At 69.3% G+C, this 17,025-nt stretch carries 17 protein-coding genes and 4 pseudogenes; 13 read left to right on the top strand and 8 right to left on the bottom strand.

Annotated features, from left to right (window positions below; translation table 11 throughout):
- Positions 1 to 59 precede the first annotated feature (59 nt).
- The gene (locus tag ACFU6I_RS32675) at positions 60 to 1,103 is read right to left on the bottom strand and encodes a substrate-binding domain-containing protein (RefSeq protein ID WP_384373175.1); all 1,044 of its coding nucleotides are present in this window, start codon (positions 1,101 to 1,103) and stop codon (positions 60 to 62) included.
- Positions 1,104 to 1,500: 397 nt separating this feature from the next.
- Between ACFU6I_RS32675 and ACFU6I_RS32670 the strand changes: the two genes are divergently transcribed.
- The 7 genes from ACFU6I_RS32670 (at position 1,501) to ACFU6I_RS32640 (ending at position 7,565) form a co-directional block, all read left to right on the top strand.
- Positions 1,501 to 2,268, top strand: coding sequence for an SDR family NAD(P)-dependent oxidoreductase (locus ACFU6I_RS32670; RefSeq protein WP_384373173.1), 768 nt, complete (start codon positions 1,501 to 1,503; stop codon positions 2,266 to 2,268).
- 66 nt (positions 2,269 to 2,334) lie between these two features.
- Positions 2,335 to 3,051, top strand: a complete 717-nt coding sequence (locus tag ACFU6I_RS32665) for a FadR/GntR family transcriptional regulator (protein WP_384373171.1) — start codon at positions 2,335 to 2,337, stop codon at positions 3,049 to 3,051.
- Positions 3,048 to 4,193: a galactonate dehydratase gene (gene dgoD / locus ACFU6I_RS32660; RefSeq protein WP_384373169.1), complete on the top strand. Its 1,146-nt coding sequence runs from the start codon at positions 3,048 to 3,050 to the stop codon at positions 4,191 to 4,193. Before ACFU6I_RS32665 ends, dgoD begins: the two co-directional genes overlap by 4 nt.
- Positions 4,187 to 5,080, top strand: a complete 894-nt coding sequence (locus ACFU6I_RS32655; protein ID WP_384373167.1) for a hypothetical protein — start codon at positions 4,187 to 4,189, stop codon at positions 5,078 to 5,080. Before dgoD ends, ACFU6I_RS32655 begins: the two co-directional genes overlap by 7 nt.
- Complete coding sequence (locus tag ACFU6I_RS32650) at positions 5,080 to 5,706, top strand: bifunctional 4-hydroxy-2-oxoglutarate aldolase/2-dehydro-3-deoxy-phosphogluconate aldolase (protein WP_384373165.1); 627 nt, start codon at positions 5,080 to 5,082, stop codon at positions 5,704 to 5,706. The genes ACFU6I_RS32655 and ACFU6I_RS32650 overlap by 1 nt, the downstream gene beginning before the upstream one ends.
- Positions 5,703 to 6,668 (top strand): sugar kinase, encoded by a 966-nt coding sequence (locus tag ACFU6I_RS32645; protein ID WP_384373163.1) that lies wholly within the window; start codon positions 5,703 to 5,705, stop codon positions 6,666 to 6,668. The genes ACFU6I_RS32650 and ACFU6I_RS32645 overlap by 4 nt, the downstream gene beginning before the upstream one ends.
- A 24-nt stretch (positions 6,669 to 6,692) precedes the next feature.
- Complete coding sequence (locus ACFU6I_RS32640; protein ID WP_384373161.1) at positions 6,693 to 7,565, top strand: SMP-30/gluconolactonase/LRE family protein; 873 nt, start codon at positions 6,693 to 6,695, stop codon at positions 7,563 to 7,565.
- An 80-nt stretch (positions 7,566 to 7,645) separates the two neighbouring features.
- On the opposite strand, the pseudogene ACFU6I_RS32635 reads toward ACFU6I_RS32640, so the two are convergent.
- Positions 7,646 to 7,870 (bottom strand): annotated as a pseudogene (locus ACFU6I_RS32635) (XRE family transcriptional regulator); the annotation flags it as partial.
- 533 nt (positions 7,871 to 8,403) lie between these two features.
- Between ACFU6I_RS32635 and ACFU6I_RS32630 the strand changes: the two are divergent.
- Complete coding sequence (locus ACFU6I_RS32630) at positions 8,404 to 8,796, top strand: hypothetical protein (protein ID WP_384373159.1); 393 nt, start codon at positions 8,404 to 8,406, stop codon at positions 8,794 to 8,796.
- A gap of 298 nt (positions 8,797 to 9,094) precedes the next feature.
- Here ACFU6I_RS32630 and ACFU6I_RS32625 read toward each other — a convergent pair whose 3' ends face one another.
- The 3 genes from ACFU6I_RS32625 to ACFU6I_RS32615 form a co-directional block, all read right to left on the bottom strand.
- The gene (locus tag ACFU6I_RS32625) at positions 9,095 to 9,490 is read right to left on the bottom strand and encodes a peptidoglycan-binding domain-containing protein (RefSeq protein ID WP_327241265.1); all 396 of its coding nucleotides are present in this window, start codon (positions 9,488 to 9,490) and stop codon (positions 9,095 to 9,097) included.
- A 321-nt stretch (positions 9,491 to 9,811) separates the two neighbouring features.
- Positions 9,812 to 10,171, bottom strand: a complete 360-nt coding sequence (locus ACFU6I_RS32620) for a nuclear transport factor 2 family protein (RefSeq protein WP_384373157.1) — start codon at positions 10,169 to 10,171, stop codon at positions 9,812 to 9,814.
- Positions 10,172 to 10,193: 22 nt separating this feature from the next.
- Positions 10,194 to 10,988 carry an SDR family oxidoreductase gene (locus ACFU6I_RS32615; protein WP_384373155.1) on the bottom strand — a complete coding sequence of 265 codons (795 nt, stop codon included), beginning with the start codon at positions 10,986 to 10,988 and terminating at the stop codon, positions 10,194 to 10,196.
- 108 nt (positions 10,989 to 11,096) lie between these two features.
- On the opposite strand from ACFU6I_RS32615, the gene ACFU6I_RS32610 reads away from it, so the two are divergent.
- Both ACFU6I_RS32610 and ACFU6I_RS32605 read left to right on the top strand, forming a co-directional pair.
- Complete coding sequence (locus ACFU6I_RS32610; protein WP_384373153.1) at positions 11,097 to 11,618, top strand: winged helix-turn-helix transcriptional regulator; 522 nt, start codon at positions 11,097 to 11,099, stop codon at positions 11,616 to 11,618.
- Positions 11,619 to 11,680: 62 nt separating this feature from the next.
- Positions 11,681 to 12,793, top strand: a complete 1,113-nt coding sequence (locus tag ACFU6I_RS32605; RefSeq protein ID WP_384373151.1) for a DNA alkylation repair protein — start codon at positions 11,681 to 11,683, stop codon at positions 12,791 to 12,793.
- A 155-nt stretch (positions 12,794 to 12,948) separates the two neighbouring features.
- Here ACFU6I_RS32605 and ACFU6I_RS32600 read toward each other — a convergent pair whose 3' ends face one another.
- Positions 12,949 to 13,938 carry a helix-turn-helix transcriptional regulator gene (locus ACFU6I_RS32600; RefSeq protein WP_384373149.1) on the bottom strand — a complete coding sequence of 330 codons (990 nt, stop codon included), beginning with the start codon at positions 13,936 to 13,938 and terminating at the stop codon, positions 12,949 to 12,951.
- 92 nt (positions 13,939 to 14,030) lie between these two features.
- Here ACFU6I_RS32600 and ACFU6I_RS32595 point away from each other — a divergent pair, with 92 nt between their 5' ends.
- Entirely contained in the window at positions 14,031 to 14,429 is a 399-nt protein-coding gene (locus ACFU6I_RS32595) for a VOC family protein (RefSeq protein WP_384373147.1), read from the top strand.
- Positions 14,430 to 14,883: 454 nt separating this feature from the next.
- On the opposite strand, the pseudogene ACFU6I_RS32590 reads toward ACFU6I_RS32595, so the two are convergent.
- Positions 14,884 to 15,246: pseudogene (locus ACFU6I_RS32590) on the bottom strand (TetR/AcrR family transcriptional regulator); the annotation flags it as partial.
- A gap of 105 nt (positions 15,247 to 15,351) precedes the next feature.
- On the opposite strand from ACFU6I_RS32590, the gene ACFU6I_RS32585 reads away from it, so the two are divergent.
- Together ACFU6I_RS32585 and ACFU6I_RS32580 are read left to right on the top strand one after the other, a co-directional pair.
- Complete coding sequence (locus ACFU6I_RS32585; protein WP_384373145.1) at positions 15,352 to 16,461, top strand: PP2C family protein-serine/threonine phosphatase; 1,110 nt, start codon at positions 15,352 to 15,354, stop codon at positions 16,459 to 16,461.
- A 72-nt stretch (positions 16,462 to 16,533) separates the two neighbouring features.
- A pseudogene (locus ACFU6I_RS32580) lies at positions 16,534 to 16,614 on the top strand (MarR family transcriptional regulator); the annotation flags it as partial.
- 247 nt (positions 16,615 to 16,861) lie between these two features.
- Here ACFU6I_RS32580 and ACFU6I_RS32575 read toward each other — a convergent pair.
- A pseudogene (locus ACFU6I_RS32575) lies at positions 16,862 to 16,984 on the bottom strand (IS5/IS1182 family transposase); the annotation flags it as partial.
- Positions 16,985 to 17,025: the final 41 nt, after the last annotated feature.

Raw genomic sequence — 17,025 nt, 5'->3', positions numbered from 1 at the left:
GGCGGAATGCAGCGGGCCGGCTGCGGCCCTTGTCCCGCGGTAGCCGGCCAGACGCGGCTTCAGCCGCAGTTGACGCCGGACTTCTGCCAGTTGGAGGCGTCGACCATGGTCGTGGGGGCGAAGGCCTCCTGCGGAAAGTCTTTGCCGTTCTTGAGCTTGTCGTACATCGTCTGCACGGCCAGCGCACCGACGTCCTTGCCGTTGATGAACAGCGCGGCCTTCATTCCGCTGGGCTTGTCCGCCTGCCACTCCTTGCAGGCCAGGTACGCGCCCAGACCGACACCGATGACGTGGTCCGGGCCGATGCCTGCGTTCTGCAGTGCGGTGACCCCGCCCATGACGTTCTCGTCGTTGCAGCCCCACACGACCCAGTTCTTCACGCCCGCGTTGGCGGTGATCGTCGCCGCGATCTTGTCCTGGGCGCCGGTCGGGGTGTTGTCGGTGGGCACGTCGAGGGCCTTCACACCCGGCACGGCCGCGCCGAAGGCCTTCTTGGCAGCGGCGACCCGGTCGCCGCAGACCGTCACGTCCTGCTTCCACGCCGAGACGACACGGGTATCGGCGGCCTTCCAGCCCGCCTTGAGGAACTCCTCCGCCGCCCGCTTACCGACCTGTTCACCCATCTGCTGACCGCTGAAACCGATGCGCGGAACAAGGTCGCCCTTGCCGCAGGCGACCGGGTCGGGACCGGTGGTGCAGATCTGGTCGTCCGAGGTCAGCAGGGCGACCTTGCCGTCCCGCGCGGTCTGCACCACCTGGGGACCGACGGCCGGGTCCGGCACGACGATGATCACGCCGTTGGCCTTCTGCGCGACGGCTGACTGCACCTCGCTCACCGTCTTGTTGGCGTCGTTGTCCAGGTTGACGACCTTCAGGTCGATGCCCAGCACCTTCGCCTTCGCCATGGCTCCCGCCGCCTCGCCGACGAAGTACTCCTGGTCGCCCTGCTTCTGCAGGTAGGTGAGAGAGATCTTGCCCCCTGCCCTGGCCGTCGGGTCCTCTCCTCCCGCCTCCTTGCCGGAGGAACAAGCGGTGCTCAGGCCGAGGGTGAGCAGCAGGCCGGCAGCGGCGGCGATGTTCCGGCTTTGGTGTGTGGTGAACATGTCGGCTCCATTGAGGGAGAGTTCGGAACTCAGGTAAGCGGACCGGGGCACTGGGCTCCGGCCGGGGCGTTGGCCACGGTCCGTGCCGTGGGTGAGAGTGGTGCGGTGGCACGGTCGAGGCGCGCGGCCCGGGCTGGTCATGTGACTCGACACGTCGGAGCCCATGGCGGCCTCGTCGACCGCGACGGAAGCGCGGTCGTGTGCTCACGGTGTCGGTGCAGTCCTGCGCATCGTGCGCACCGCAACACCCCCACCGGAAGCCCGAGTCGGCGGCACGGGTCCGCGAGGGCCGTGCGCCGCGCCACCTTCTCCCGCGTCGTCCTGCCGAATCCTGGGCTCGGCCTGACCCCCTGTCAAGGTATTTGCATAATTAATGTCCAGAGGTACGGTGTGCCGCATGACAGAGCAGACGCGCCTCCGATTCCAGGACCGGGTGGCGGTGATCACCGGCGGGGCCGCCGGGATCGGCGCCGCGACGGCACAACGGCTGGCGGCAGAGGGTGCGGCGGTGGTCGTCGTGGACATCAACGACGCCGCGGGCCAGGAGACGGTAGCGGCGATCACCGAACAGGGCGGCCGGGCCGAGTACCGGCACGGCGACGTGACGTCGGCGGGGATGTGGGACAACCTTGCCGCGCATGTGGCGGACCGCTACAGCCGGCTGGACGTGCTGCACAGCAACGCCTACTCCGTGGTCGTCAAGGCCGCCCACGAGCTGACCGAGCCGGAGTGGGACGGCCAGCTGGCGGTCACGCTCAAGGCCGCCTGGCTCGGCGTGCGCGCCTTCGCCCCCGCGCTGCGCGACAGCCACGGCTCGGTGGTCCTCACCTCCTCCGTCCACGCGCTGATCGGTCTGCCGGGGCATCCCGCCTACGCCGCCGCCAAGGGAGCGCTGGTGGCTCTGGGGCGGCAACTGGCCGTCGAGTACGGGCCTCAGGTACGGGTCAACACCGTCCTGCCAGGCCCGATCATGACCGCAGCCTGGGACCGAGTGGATGAGGGCGGCCGGGCCGACAGCGTGGCCGAGACGGTGGCCAAACGCTTCGGCAGGCCCGAGGAGGTCGCGTCCGCGGTCGCCTTCCTGGCGTCGGCCGACGCCTCGTACGTCACCGGCACGTCCCTCGTGGTGGACGGCGGCTGGTCCGTCGTCAAAGCTTCCTCGTGACATGAACCAAGATCTGCGCACCGGACGTCCCGAGGGACGACCCCGCGCTCGTTGGGGGGATCCCACATGAACCAGCCCACACGCGGTCTGCACCAGCAGATCGTCGACATCCTCGGCGAGCGCATCGTCCGCGGCGTCCACGCACCCGGGTCGTCTCTGTACCCCGACCGGATCGAGCAGGAGCTCCAGGTCAGCAAGACCGTGCTGCGCGAGGCCTTGCGGGTCCTGGCCTCCAAGGGCCTGATCGACTCCCGCCAGAAACGCGGCACCTTCGTCCGGCCCCGCTCCGACTGGAACCTGCTCGACGGCGACCTGTTGCGCTGGCAGGGCCAGGGCATCCCGGACGCCGGCTTCCTGGACAATCTCGCCGAGGTCCGTGGCATCGTCGAACCGGCAGGGGCCCGTCTCGCGGCCCTGCGCCGCAACGACGACGACCTCGCCGCCCTGGCCGAGGCGCTGGAGCGCATGGCCACCGCCGGCAAGGACACCGACGCGATGGTCGAGGCCGATCTCGCGTTCCACCGGTCGCTGCTGGCCGCTACCCACAACGAACTGCTCACCCGCATGGAGGTCGTCCTCGAGGCCGGTCTCCGGGTGCGCAACCACCTCGTGCACGGCGCGGACCACTGGACCGACTCGATCCCCGCCCACGACGCGGTCCTCACGGCCGTGCGGTCGCAGGACCCCGACCTGGCCGAACGCGCCGTTCACGCGCTGCTCGACCAGGCCGGCGCCGACCTGCGCAACGTGATAGAGAACCGCCCCCCGGAGGAGACCGGATGAAGATCACAGCACTGGAGACGTTCCTTGTCGCCCCACGCTGGCTGTTCCTGCGCATCGCCACCGACGAGGGCATCACCGGATGGGGCGAACCGGTGATCGAGGGCCGAGCCGAGACAGTCCGCGCCGCCGTGCACGAACTCGCCGACCTGCTCGTCGGCGAGGACCCGCTGCGCATCGAGCACCACTGGCAAGTACTCACCAAGAGCGGCTTCTACCGCGGCGGCCCCGTCCTCTCCAGCGCCGTCGCCGGCATCGACCAGGCCCTGTGGGACATCGCCGGCAAGGCACACGACGTACCCGTGCACCAACTCCTCGGCGGCGCAGTCCGCGACCGGCTGCGGGTGTACGCCTGGATCGGCGGCGACAGCCCCGAACACGTCGCCGAACTCGCTCGCGAACAGGTCGAGGCCGGGTTCACCGCGGTCAAGATGAACGGCTCCGCGCAGCTACGCCCCATCGACACGCTCGCGCAGAGCCGGGCCGTCGTGGACCGGGTCACCGCCGTCCGCGAGGTACTCGGCGACGACCGCGACGTGGCCATCGACTTCCACGGCCGGATGTCCACCGCCACGGCGAAGCGGATCCTGCCACTGCTGGAGCCCCTCCACCCCCTCTTCGTCGAGGAGCCCGTCCTTCCGGAACACTCCCGCAACCTGGCTCAGCTCGTCGGCGTCACCTCGGTGCCGCTGGCACTGGGCGAACGACTGTACTCCCGCTGGGACTTCCATGACGTGCTGGCCAGCGGAATCGCCGTAGCCCAGCCGGACGTCTCGCACGCCGGCGGCATCTCGGAGGTCCGGCGCATCGCCGCACTCGCCGAGGTCCACGACGTCGCTATGGCCCCCCACTGCCCGCTCGGCCCGATCGCGCTCGCCGCGAGCATGCAACTCGGCTTCGCGATACCGAACTTCCTCATCCAGGAACAGAGCCTGGGAATCCACTACAACCGCGGTCACGACCTGCTGGACTACCTGCTCGACCCCACACCGTTCCACTTCACCGACGGACACGCCGCCCGGCCCACCGGACCGGGCCTCGGCATCCAGATCGACGAGAACGCCGTCCGACGCGCGGACGCCATCGGGCACCGCTGGCGCAACCCGGTCTGGCGACACAGCGACGGGTCCTTCGCGGAATGGTGACCGGACCCACGCTGCCCCGCCCCGCACGGCTCCCGGTCCTGGCCGAGACCGACCCCGACCACGGCGGCCGCTGGACCTCCCTGCGCACGGGCGGCCGGGAGTGGCTGTGGCACCGCCCTGATGCCGCGCGCCACACCGTCCGCCCAGGTGACGCGTTCGTCGACGCCGGCGGATTGGAGGAGTGCCTCCCAACGGTGCGCGGCACCCCCGATCACGGCGCCGCCTGGTCCCGCCCCTGGCAGCGCACCCGCGACGGCGACGTGCTGGAATGCCCGGACTTCGTCCTGCGCCGGACGATCCGGCAAGGTCCGGACGCCCTGCGGGCCAGCTACCAGCTGACCGCCGATCCGGGACACCGTCTGCTGTGGGCGGCCCACGCCCTGCTCAACGTCGGCCTCGACGCCCGGCTGGACGCGCCCCGCGGCGCGGCGACCAGGCTCTTCCCCGAGGCGGCGACGCTGCTCGACCGTGCCTGGCCCCCCGGCGCACCCCACCTCACGGACTTCTGGCCCTCCCCGTTCGGGCTGCGGCTGGACCGGCTCGGTCCCGATGACGGCACCGCCGTCGGGGCGATCATCACCGACTGCCCGAGCGTGCGGGTCATCGACGGTCCGGACACTCTCATGCTCACCGTACACACCGAAGCGGACATCCCCGTGTCCGTCGCGCTGTGGCGCAACCTCGGCGGCTGGCCCGACCACGCGCCCTACCGCAGCATCGGCGTTGAACCCATGCTCGGTGCCGTCTTCGACCTCGCCGAGGCCGGACCGCACGACGCAGCCACAGTCCCGTCCTGCGGTGAGCTGTGCTGGGAACTCGAGATATCGGCCACCCGCACCCCCCGTACACCACACACTCCTCCCCCGACACTCCCCGGAAGTCCCTGATGAAACTGACCGACCTGCCTCACCGCACCCTCGCCATCGTGCGTGGCCGCGACCGCGAGGCCGCGCTGCGCACCGTGCTCACCCTGGCCGAAGAAGGCATCACCGCAGCCGAGGTGTCCCTCACCACCGCTGACGCGCTATGGGTGATCGAGCGTGCTCGCCGTGAACTGGGCCCCGATGCCGCGCTCGGCGCGGGTACGGTCCTGACCGCGCACGACGCCGCCCGTGCCGCCGACGCGGGAGCCAGCTTCCTGGTCACACCCGGGCTCGTCCCCGACCTTGTCACGGATGGTGCGATTCAACTCCCCATACTCATGGGCGCGCTGACACCCAGTGAGGTGATCACGGCGGTCCGCTCCGGCGTCCTCGCCGTGAAGCTCTTCCCCGCGTCCCTCGGTGGACCGGCCCACCTCGAGGCACTGCGAGCACCCTTCCCCGAGGTATCGTTCGTCCCCGTCGGCGGCATCGACACCGAGCAGGCAATCGCCTTCCTTTCCGCGGGCGCCGTCGTGGTCGGTGTCGGCAGCCCCTTGATCGGTGACGCGGCCAGTGGCGGCGACCTCGCCAAACTACGTACCCGTGCGGCACGCTGGCGCGCCGCACTGGCCGGAGAGGTGACCGCATGAGCGCGCTCCGAACGTCCGACGTGGTCACCGTCGGCGAGACCATGGCCGCTCTCAGAGCCACAGGCCCGGTCAAGCTCGCCCGCCCCATGGAACTGTCCGTCGCCGGCGCGGAGTCGAACGTCGCCATCGGCCTGGCCCGTCTGGGCCACGATGTCTCCTGGGTTGGCGCCGTGGGAGACGACGAGTTCGGGGCTCTCGTCCTGCGCACTCTGCGCGCCGAACAGGTCGACGTGTCCCATGCCCGTGCCGACACCGAGGGGCGCCCGACCGGGCTGCTGGTGCGCGAGGACGGCATCGGCGACCTGGCCAAAGTCCGCTACTACCGCGCAGGTTCGGCCGGAGCGGCGCTCCGGCCCCCGGACGTCCTGGCCGCGCTGCGCCCCGGGATGCGCGTCCTGCACCTGACCGGGATCACTCCCGCCCTCGGCGCGTCCGCCGCCGAAACCGTCCTGGTCGCCGCCGAGCGGGCGCGGGAGCTGGGGGCGACAGTCTGTCTGGATGTCAACTACCGTGCCCGGCTGTGGTCGACGGAGCAGGCCAGACGGACTCTGCTGCCACTGACCCACCGCTCCGACATCCTCATCGCCTCCGCCGACGAACTGCACCTGGTGGGAAGCGACCCGTCGCTCGCCGAGGAGGAGGCCGTCGCAGCCCTGATCGCCGAGGGGAGGCGTGAGGTGGTGATCACTCGCGGCGGCGATGGCGCCTGCGTCACGACCCTCGAGGGCACGGTCGACTCCGGGGTCCGCACCGTGCCCGTCCGCGATGTGGTCGGAGCGGGCGACGCCTTCGTCGCCGGATATCTCTCCGCACTGCTCGACGACCTGGACGTCGTCGAACGCCTGCAACGGGCGACGGCCACGGGCGCCTTCGCAGTCGCCACCCGCGGCGACTGGGAAGGGCTGCCCACCCGCTCCGAACTCGCCCTGCTGGACAGTCCGGCGGGCACGACCCTGCGCTGACCCACCGTCTGGAGAAACACCTGAATGAACCGACATGAGTCACCAGCCGACATCTGGGCCGACGGCGACCACGAGCTCGGCGAGTGCGCCCGCTGGGTCGACGGACGTCTGGTCTACGTCGACATCCTCGCCGGACGACTGTTGGAGGTTGTGGAGGATGGAAGGCGCACACCACGCGAACTGCTGCGGCTCGACGTCCCCCTCGGCGCGGTCGCCCCGGTGTACGGCAGCCCCGGCCACTGGATAGCCGCCGCCGGCACCGGCATCGCCCTGCTGACGCCGGATGGCCAGCCCGAATGGCTGGCCCGCCCCGAGGAGCACTCTCCCGTTCCAACCCGCATGAACGACGGGGTGTGCGACCCGCACGGCCGGTTCTGGGCGGGCAGTATGCCTTACGACGGCACACTGGGCGCCGGCTCCCTCTACCGTACCGATCCCGACGGCTCCGTACACCGCGTCCTCGACGGCATGACCATCGTCAACGGCCCCGCCTTCGCCGCCGACGGCAGCCTGCTCTACGTTGCCGACAGCGCTGCCGGTGTCATCCACCGCTGCTCCCTCGACAGGGACGGAAATCCGACGGGCCTCGAGGAGTTCGCCCGTGTCACTGCCGGTGGCAGCCCCGACGGCATGACCGTGGACGACACCGGGCGGCTCTGGGTGGCGGTGTGGGGCCACGGGGTCGTCCAACGATACCGGCCCGACGGCACACTCGACGTGACCATCCCTCTGCCCACCCCACAACCCACCTCGGTGTGCCTGGTCCCGGAAGGCGGCCGCCTGCTCATCACCACGGCTCGGCTCGGACTGTCAGGGGCCACGAGTGTCGCCGGTGCTGTCCTCGCCGTCACGGTCGACGCGACGGCGCCAGCCGCCCGTGCCTTCGGCGCGCTGTGAGACGCCGCTTGTTCCAACGCAGCCTGGCTGCTCACGGCGCGGCGACGGTCCGGGGCTCGCGGCCTGTTCGGGTGCGTGTACAGGTCGAACTCCAGGTGCTCGATGTCCGTAAAACGGATCTCCTCGAGGGAGCCGGCGCGGCTGCCGCCGTCCTGGAAGTAGGTCTCCTTGAGGGCTTCGGCGGCGATCTCCCGGAGGCGGTCATCGCCGGCGCCCTGCTCCTGGATCCCGAAGAGGCGGGCAGGGTGACGCGGCGACAGGGCGACGGTCAGGTGCCGGATCCGGTCCTCATTCGACGGGCCTATTCGGCAGCTGAAGCCGCATGGCGCGCATCCCTGAACCACACCGTAAGCACCACGGCGCACCGTGGTCCGTTGTGAGACCGACCGGGCCGCGCTCCCGGCGATCACGCGCCGCCAGGAGCGCGGCCGGGGTCGGGGTCACCCGTCGCCGTGGCCGAGGTCGCCTAGGTCTACCGGCCGATATCCGGCGTCGTACGTCTGCTGGGATGCTCTGCAGCATCCTGATCCTGCGATCGGAGACCTTCGCAGCTGCCCGTACATGGAGCGCTGCTCCTACCTGCTGGAACTGCTCGCCGGCTTGGGGCCGCCGATCAAGGCTGTCCCGGCCACGGACGACCGAGAGGTGGCCTTGCACTGGTACGAGGCGCTCGAGGCGCAGGGCCTGGAAGGAGTGTTGCAGCCAGGGTTTGGTGTTGACCGATGGACCACCATGCTGCCGGTCCGCAGCTCCACCTGTCACGACCGCCTCTGTCCCAGAGGCGCAGGTCACGCCGAATCCTGTAGCAACGCCTGCGTTCGGTCTCTACATTCGCCGCATGGCCACCGAGGACGAGAGCCCAAGTCCGCCCGACATCACCGAGATGCTCAAAGACCAGACCAGTGCCTGCAAGGCAGCACGCGACGCCATCGCCGCCGGCGGCGAGGTACTGCTCTACGACGGACAGCCGCCAGTGTGGATGGTCCGTGGCATCGCTGCGACGAGGCTGAGAAGGTCGTTGAGAATCGGCCTGACGACCCTCGGCCTCGACGAGACCGTTGAGATCCTCCGCGCTCGGCACCGCGACGGGCAATTGCGTACCGGCAACATCGTCGCAGCAGACCGGTCTTGGTTCTTCACCCTGTACTTCGACGCCACCGGGACCGAGCTCTTGGCGTGCAGCGGCCTCAAGCGTCCCTCGCAGGAGGATGGTCAGAAGCTCCAGCTGTAGAGGCCGCCCCCCGTGTTCACCGCAGACGCCGCGAGCCGGGCAACTCCTTGCAGGACTGCCAGCAGGTCATCGTCGGTCATGTCGTCTCCGTCCTCGGACCGAAGGCGCGTGGTCCAGCGGCCTGCGAGTTCTTCCGAAAACTCACCGCGCGGTGTCTGTCAGCAACCGCACGCAGTACGCACCAAGGCCCCGGGATGTCACGGCAGATTCCCGGGGCCTTGATGGCAGCCGGCGGCACGGGGCCTCTACGGAGCCCCGTCAGTGCAGGGTCCGCCCTGAGAACTGGCTGCTGATGGCATTACGGGACGCGGGTGCAGCCTCCGCCGACCTTCTCGTGGAGCATGGCCTTGCGAGTGTTGGGTCCATACTCGCCGTCGGCCGGGGTGCCGGCCTTCTGCTGCGTCCTGATCAGCGCCGCGCGCGTCGAAGGTCCGAAGTCGCTGTCCTCAGCCAGCTTCTCGCCGTAACAGAGGTTCATGGAGTGCTGAAGCTGCCGCACGGCCGCGCTGTGGGTTCCCTGCACCAAATTGCAGGTGACCGTGTTGGTCGCCTTGTACATGGGAACCCAGGCTCCGGCGTAGGACGCCACCCAGTCGCAGGTCGGCGTCGCCGCGACGGCCGGACCCGACGGGACAACGCCCAGCAGACTACCGGCCGCCACAGCTGCACTGACCGTCAGCGTTCTCAGCTTCATGCGCAAACTGGCCTCCAGTGGTTCCAGGCGGTAGCAAGAAAGCTCCCGCTCATGAGTAGCCGACCCCACCGGTCGGCTCCGGTGAGCCTGACGTCCCCCTGACCTCACGGTCAAGAGATCCGACATCTCCAATTCCCCTTTACACAAACGGAATTGACGACTTACGCCTTGCACGACAGAGCAGCCCCCGGCCTTCAACAAACCGCCACTGGGTGGTGCGTTGATCACTTGAGGGTGCCACCGCTTGCGAGAGCCTGGGGCGGCGTCCGCGTAGACGCCGCCGTCGCCCAGTATCCCGAGGGCGGTTTCGCCGTGCGCGGGTCAGGGTTCGATGCGAAGGTCCTCGATCAGGCCGTCGCTGAGGGTGAAGCGGTAGTGCAGGTCCACGACCCCACCAGGGAAGTTGCCCTCCAGGTGGTGGGTGGCGACGTAGCGGTCCGCGTCGACCTTCTGCGCGCCGATGAGTTCGATCGTGTACGTGTACTCACTCGCGGACTGAGTCATCCAGGTCTCGATCGCCGGGACTCCCCCGTGGGTCTTGCCCTCGTCGGTCACGGTGGCGTCCGCACGGAAGGCACTGAGCGCCGTAGCGGTGTCATGGGCGCGGTGGGAGTTCAGGAAGCGGGTGATCACCTCCGGCAGTGCCTCGGGAGCGATGTTCTGGGTCTGGTCGGTGTGCATGGCGGTTCCTAGAGGTGGGGGGTCACACGGTGGGGATGGTGCCGCCGTCGATGACGTGCTCGGCTCCGACGATGGCTGAGGCGCGGTCGGAGGCGAGGAAGGCGACGAGTTCGGCGACTTCTTCGGGGCGGGCGGGGCGGCCCAGCGGAATGCCGCCGAGGGAGTCCATGAGCTGCTTCAGTGCCGTTTCGTGGGTGGTGCCGGCGTTCTCGGCGATCCGGGCGACGAGCTGGTCGGCAGCGGTGGTCTGGATAAAGCCGGGACTGACGGTGTTGACACGGACGCCGCGGGGGGCGACCTCGTTGGCCAGGCCCTTGCTGTAGGTGGTCAGCGCGGCCTTGGCGGCGGCGTAGGCGAGGGTGCCGTCCCATAGCGGCATGCGGCGCTGGATCGAGGAGACGTGGACGATGGCGCCATGGCCCGATTCGATCATGGCGGGCAATAGGCCGCGATCAAGGCGGACTGCGGCGAGGAGGTTGATGTTGAGTTCCCTGGCCCAGTCGTCCTCGCCCAGGGCCGCATACCCGCCCGCGGGGGCATCCGAGGCGCCCAGGTTGTTGACCAGGATGTCGACGCCGCCGAGGCGGCGGAGGACTTCGTCGGTCACGGTGGCGGCCCCCTCGGGGGTGGCCAGGTCCGCGGTGATGATGCCCGAGGCGGCCATGCCGTCCGGTCGGCTGCGCGCGGTGACCAGCACGGTGGCGCCGTCCTCGGTCAGGCGCCGGGCGACGGCCGCACCGACGCCTTTCGTGCCGCCGGTGACCAGGGCTCGGCGGCCCTTCAGGGAGTCGTTGGGTTCGCTGAGGGGGGCGGCCATGACGTGTTCCGTTCCCGGGTGCGGGCAGGGGGTGCCGCACCCTTAGTTACTGCTAAAATAGAAGCTAGTAACTTCGACTTTAGCACTTACTTTGCAGAGGTGGTCAACTTGGCAAGCCGGATCAGGGCGGAAGACCTCGAATGCCCGCTGTCCACGACCGTGCAGCACGTCGGAGAATGGTGGACGCTGCTGATCCTCCACGACGCCTTCGACGGCTACACCCGCTTCGACCAGTTCCAGGAGAACCTCGGCATCTCCACCAGCATGCTCACCGCACGCCTCAAGACGCTGGTAGCGGACGGCCTGCTGGAGCGCCGGCCCTACCAGGCCAACCCGGTCCGCAACGAGTACGTCCTGACCGACCTGGGCCGCTCCCTGCGCCCCGTGATCATCACGCTGGCGGCCTGGGGAAACTCCCGCCTCGCCCCCGAGCAGCGCAGCATGATTCTGATCGACACCGGAAGCGGCGAAGAAGTCGAACCTGTGGTGGTCGATGCCCGAACGGGCCGCCGCCTCGACGACAGCCATGCCTACGTGTTCGCCGCCGGCCCCGCTGCCAGCCCCGCCATGCGGGCCCGCTACCCCCTCACCGGCGCGACCACGACCGATGAAGCCGCCCGCACCACCTGACGCCCGCACCACCCGGCCCCGTGAGCTGCACCCCGCCCGACCTGCCTTCCCCTGGAGGATCCGTGCCCACCGCCGACGAACTGATCAGCCCCGATAGCATCCGCGGTCTGACGGCCGTCCTGCGCAACACGTTCCCCACCGCCTCCCGCTGGCGCACCGTGGCCGACAGCGCGACCACCCTCGGCACGCTCTCCCTCAGCCAGCGGGCCCGGGCGGTCGGCGAGGCCCTCCTCACCGACACCGGCCACGATTACGCCCACCTCGCCCATGCAGCGCGCGCGGCCCTCACCAGCGAAGACCTCACCGGCTGGATGGTCTGGCCGCTCACCGAGGCCATTGCCTCCGCAGCCACCTCATCCTTTTCCGATGCGGACTTCGACGACGGACTCGACCTCCTCACCCAGCTCACCCCTCGCCTGACCGCCGAGTTCGCCCTGCGTACCTTCCTCAACGCAGACCTGACCCGCACGCTGGCCACCGCAACAACCTGGACCGATTCCCCCGACCCCGCAGTGCGCCGGCTGGCCAGCGAGGGCACCCGCCCCAAACTCCCCTGGGCCCGCCAGGTCCCCGAGCTGACCCGCAAACCCGCAGCCACCCTCCCCCTGCTGGACCGGCTGCACACCGACTCCTCCGACACCGTGCGCCGCTCGGTCGCCAACCACCTCAACGACATCTCCCGCCTCGACCCCGAGCTCGCCACCACCCAGGCCGCCCGCTGGACGCACGGCTCCGCATCGACCACCCCCGCCCTGATCCGCCACGCCATGCGCACCCTCGTCAAACAGGGCAACCCGGCGGCGCTGGAACTGGTCGGCTTCCACGGCGACCGCACCGATCTCAAGGTGGAGGGCCCTCACCTGGAGCGAACCGACGTCCCCCTGGGCAGCACACTCGACTTCACCGCCCGCATCACGAACATCTCAAACAAGCCGGTCACCCTGGCCATCGACTACGTCGTCCACCACAAGAAGGCCAACGGCCAGCAGACCCCCAAAGTCTTCAAACTCACCAAGCGCACCCTGCCCCCCGGCGAGACGACCGAACTGGGGCGCAGCCACTCCTTCCGCCCCATCAGCACACGCCGCTACTACCCGGGCTCCCATGCAATCCAGCTCCAGGTCAACGGCCACCCCTACAACAGGGTGGCCTTCACGCTCACGCCCGCCGGATAATCCCCGCGCCAATTACGCAGGCGGCCTGCCAGCCCTCCGAGGCCTGAGCACCGACCCGAAACCCGGCCTCCGCCACGCCCCGACGCGCCGTCACAGACCCACGCACCCAACAACGTGACAGCGCCGTGCCATCTCATGACATTGGTTCCTGGCTGTCAGGCTTGGCGGGCGTAGGACGCGAGGCGATCGGCGAGCGCGATGACGAGGTCGCGCAGTTCATCGGGGCGCTCGATGACGAACGGCCGGTCGAGTGAGGCGAGTACCGGAGGCAACCAGTCGAGCCGCTCCGCCCGCAGCTCGATGCGCAGCCAGCGCTCGGTCACCCGGTCCTCGCCTGCCACAGGCTCGTGCTCCTCCAGGCTCGCGACGCCGGCGGGAAGGTGGGCGCGGATCTGTTCAACTGTCCCGTGGATCCGCAAGGTCACCTCATGCTGGTACTCGGCCGTGGCGAACCCTGACAACACGCGCTGTGCCGGACCGGGACCCGCCGGCGCTTCGAATGAGCCGGGCAGGGTCCTCGTGTGTGCGATGCGATCGAGCCGGAAGGTTCGGTCCTCGCCGATCTGGTCGTCCTTGCCCGTGACGTACCACCGGCCCGAATGGGCAACGATCCCGTACGCGTGCAGTGTGCGTTCGCTGCGCCGTCCGTCACGGTCGGTGTAGCGGATCGAGACCGGTCGGCGGTGGCGTACCGCATCGGCGATGGTGAGCAGGACCTCAGCGTCCGGGGTGTTGAACTCGCCGGGCTGATCCGTGAAGGCGAGGGATTCCAGGAGTGTGTCAAGCCGACGGGCGATGTGCTTGGGCAGCACCCGCCGGATCTTGGCTGATGCCGTCTCGCTTGCCGTGTGCTGCGTCGTCGTCAGCCCTGCTCGGCGGCCGGCGACCAGGCCGAGCAGCACGGCCAGCGCCTCGTCGTCGCTGAGCATGAGCGGAGGCAAGCGGTACCCGGGGGCGAGCCGGTACCCGCCGTAGCGGCCGCGCACCGATTCCACGGGCACGTCCAGGTCGATCAGCTGCTCCACATAGCGCCGCACGGTGCGCCCTTCGACGCCGAGCCGGTCGGCGAGTTCGGCCACAGTCCGGGTGCCGCCCGACTGCAGCAGCTCCAGGAGTGTCAGCACGCGGCCAGTGGGTCGAGACATGTTCACAGCTTATGTGAATACAGGACGGATTCTGTCCACTATTTCTCCTAGCCTGCGAAGTGCACGACTCCAGCACAGCCAAGGAGATTCCCATGGACTTCGTCTCGATCCGCATCATCACCAGCGACGTAGCGCGCCTCGTCGAGTTCTACGAGCGAGCCACAGGGATGCGGGCGATATGGGCCACCGAGGACTTCGCCGAACTCAAGACCGCGGGCGCCACCCTCGCGATCGCCGGCACCCGGACCGTCCCGCTGTTCGCCCCGGGCTCTGCCCGCCCGGCGGACAACCACAGCGTGATCACCGAGTTCCTCGTCGACGACGTGGACCGCGTTCACCAGAACCTGACCGGCTTCGTCACCGACTTCGTCAACGAGCCCACCACCATGCCCTGGGGCAACCGGTCACTGCTGTTCCGCGACCCCGACGGCAACCTCGTCAACTTCTTCACCCCCGTCACCCCGGCGGCCATCGAGAAGTTCGCACGCTGACGCCACGCACAGCCGCTCACGCGGGAGCCCTGAGATCCCGGGGCTCCCGATGAACGCGGCCGCCAAGTCCAGGAACGCCAACAGCAGGGGCACCGGAACGCACCGGGATCGGCGGGGGCCGACAACCAGTTATTGATCTTCCTCGCGCAAAGGTCTGTTTGTCAGGTAGTCGCGTACACCTCTGGCCCCTGACTCTCGCTCGGGGGAGATCGTCATGGGGCGGTCGATGGAGCCGTAGGGCGTCGCCAGAATCTACATGGTGATGATAAAAATCGACCCGTCGCGCGGGCACCGCGCCGGGCGGCGGGAATGACGAGCTGGATCGGCTGCGGCGGGAGAACGCCCAACTCGAACGGGACAACAAGGCACTCGCGATGGAGCGTGATGCCCTCGAACGCTGCATGGTCCTGTGTGTGAAGTAGCCGTGGCGGATCCGGCGTCCGGGGCCTCCCCCTGAGTGGTGGACACGCTGACACAGGGCGCGTGCCATCACTGACGCTTGTTCTGCTTCGGTGCCGGCTTGAACGCCGGCTCGTTCCAGGACAGCGGTGATGGCCGTGATGAACAAGTCGGCTGGATGACTCCGCAGCTCGCCGATCCCCGGCACGGTCAACGACAGGTCGATCGCCATGCGCATGACGAGGCCGTGCTCGTTCCACAGCTCGGCCGTGCGCTGCATGGCTGCCGCGATGGCCTGGCGCGGCTCGTCGGCCTGCGCGGTGGCCCGGGACCGCTCCCACAGGTGCTCAACAGTCCGGGCCACGAGCGCCGTGACCACTTCTTGCCTGGAGCCGAAGCAGAAGTACAGGGCGCCGCGGTCACCGGCGAGGATCAGGGCCTGCGCGGCTCGTCGATGAGCGAGCTGTGAGTCCCCGCTCGTATCGTGAAAAGAGACAGAGCTGCGGGGCAAGGCAGGGAAGTCATGAATGTGCCGGCGGTCGACTACGCGGCGGTGTTCCAGGCCCTTCCCGGGGCGGTGGCGCTGGTGACCCCGCAGCTGATCTACGCGGATGCCAACGCGGAGTTCTTGCGCCTCCGGGGCGTTGTCCGCGAGCAGGTAGTCGGTCGCTTCGTGCCCGAGGACCACCCCGAAAAGGACCCCTCCGAGCCTCTCCTGCTCAGAGTTCTGGCGTCACTGCGCCAGGCGGCGGGCACCGGTGAGCGCAGCATCATGGCGCTGCAGCGCTACGACATGGAGGACCCCGACCAGCCCGGCGTGTGGCACGAGCGGTACTTCAGCATGACCAACATCCCCGTGCTCGGATCTGATGGACGGGTGACGCTGCTGCTGCACCGGGTGGAGGACGTCACCGAACTCATCCGCGCCCGTGAAGTCGCGCTGACCTTGCAAGAAGCCATGCTGCCCGCTCCTCGCCCGGTCGGTCGGCATCCGGCGGCCGTACGCTACCGGCCCGCCGCCGAAGCACTGAACGTGGCCGGCGACTGGTACGACCTGGTCGACCTGCCCGGCGATCGCATCGCCGTTGCCGTCGGCGACGTCGTCGGCCACGGCCTGCCCGCCGCCGGTGTCATGGGACAACTGCGCAGCGCCCTCAGCGCCGCCTCCCTCGTCGCCGAAGGCCCCGCCCGCGCCCTGGAAGCCCTCGGGCTGTACGCCCGCACCGTCGACGGTGCCGAGAACACCACCGTGGCCACGGCAGTCATCGACTGGGAGACCCGCACCATCACCTACAGCAGCGCCGGCCATCCCCCACCTGGGCTCCTGCAGAGGGACGGGACCGTCGAGTTCCTGGACCAGGCCACCGACCCGCCACTGGCCGCCCGCCCTGAACACGCCCCCCGGATCCAGGCTGTCGCGGCCTTCCGCGAGGGCGCCGTTCTCGTGCTCTACACCGACGGCCTGATCGAACGCCGCGGCGAAGACATCGACACCGGCCTCGCCCGGCTCGCCGACTCCCTGGCCCGCCACCAGGCAGACGACCCCGAAGCCCTCGCCGACGCCGTGCTCAACGACCTACTTCCACCCGGTGTCGCCACCGACGACACCGCCCTGGTCATCGTGCGCCTGTGAATCCAAGCCGGAAGTGTCCAAGATTTCGAGCCCGCCCCCTGCGTTCCGGGTTGCCGTCCTTCCGCAGGGGCCGCGCCGGGCCATGTAGCCGCCGTGCGTCAGGCGCTGTTCGACCGGCTGAGCTCCGAACAGCAGAAGTCCCTGGGGGAGATCGATCCTCACCGGCGGCCGCCTGGAACACGGCACCACCGCCGACAGGGGTTTCGAGGTGCGGGCCTGGCTTCCCTGGGCGGAGTCCTGAGCTTAAAAGCTTGGCCAACCTGCCTGGAGCACAGTCGGCGTACGAGCGGGCAGTCCGATCGCTCTGCGGACATGGTCCTCCGGTGCGTTGCCGCGGTTGCGGGTCGTCCTGGTGACCAGTGACCTCGGCTCTGCTTGGAGGCCGTTTTCTCCCGGTGTTTCATCCCGCGATGCTGGCTTGGTCCGGTGATGTCGGGTCGCGCCAGGAGATGGTGCTCTCGCCGGTAAGGCAGCGGGCCATGAGGTCCGTCATAGCGAGGTGGATCACGGCTTCGGAGCGAGTGCTGAACATCCGGCCTGTCGCAAGACCGGACCAGCCGGATG

The sequence above is a fragment of the Streptomyces sp. NPDC057486 genome (genome assembly GCF_042802415.1).
Classification (GTDB): Bacteria; Actinomycetota; Actinomycetes; order Streptomycetales; family Streptomycetaceae; genus Streptomyces; species Streptomyces yanii.
This window is presented reverse-complemented; position numbering and strand designations above follow the sequence as displayed.

Bases quoted from the DNA above. Each gene is read 5' to 3' on its own strand.
- ACFU6I_RS32675 (WP_384373175.1), bottom strand. From the start codon at position 1,103: ATGTTCACCACACACCAAAGCCGGAACATCGCCGCCGCTGCCGGCCTG.
- ACFU6I_RS32670 (WP_384373173.1), top strand. From the start codon at position 1,501: ATGACAGAGCAGACGCGCCTCCGATTCCAGGACCGGGTGGCGGTGATC.
- ACFU6I_RS32665 (WP_384373171.1), top strand. From the start codon at position 2,335: ATGAACCAGCCCACACGCGGTCTGCACCAGCAGATCGTCGACATCCTC.
- dgoD (WP_384373169.1), top strand. From the start codon at position 3,048: ATGAAGATCACAGCACTGGAGACGTTCCTTGTCGCCCCACGCTGGCTG.
- ACFU6I_RS32655 (WP_384373167.1), top strand. From the start codon at position 4,187: ATGGTGACCGGACCCACGCTGCCCCGCCCCGCACGGCTCCCGGTCCTG.
- ACFU6I_RS32650 (WP_384373165.1), top strand. From the start codon at position 5,080: ATGAAACTGACCGACCTGCCTCACCGCACCCTCGCCATCGTGCGTGGC.
- ACFU6I_RS32645 (WP_384373163.1), top strand. From the start codon at position 5,703: ATGAGCGCGCTCCGAACGTCCGACGTGGTCACCGTCGGCGAGACCATG.
- ACFU6I_RS32640 (WP_384373161.1), top strand. From the start codon at position 6,693: ATGAACCGACATGAGTCACCAGCCGACATCTGGGCCGACGGCGACCAC.
- ACFU6I_RS32630 (WP_384373159.1), top strand. From the start codon at position 8,404: ATGGCCACCGAGGACGAGAGCCCAAGTCCGCCCGACATCACCGAGATG.
- ACFU6I_RS32625 (WP_327241265.1), bottom strand. From the start codon at position 9,490: ATGAAGCTGAGAACGCTGACGGTCAGTGCAGCTGTGGCGGCCGGTAGT.
- ACFU6I_RS32620 (WP_384373157.1), bottom strand. From the start codon at position 10,171: ATGCACACCGACCAGACCCAGAACATCGCTCCCGAGGCACTGCCGGAG.
- ACFU6I_RS32615 (WP_384373155.1), bottom strand. From the start codon at position 10,988: ATGGCCGCCCCCCTCAGCGAACCCAACGACTCCCTGAAGGGCCGCCGA.
- ACFU6I_RS32600 (WP_384373149.1), bottom strand. From the start codon at position 13,938: ATGTCTCGACCCACTGGCCGCGTGCTGACACTCCTGGAGCTGCTGCAG.
- ACFU6I_RS32595 (WP_384373147.1), top strand. From the start codon at position 14,031: ATGGACTTCGTCTCGATCCGCATCATCACCAGCGACGTAGCGCGCCTC.
- ACFU6I_RS32585 (WP_384373145.1), top strand. From the start codon at position 15,352: ATGAATGTGCCGGCGGTCGACTACGCGGCGGTGTTCCAGGCCCTTCCC.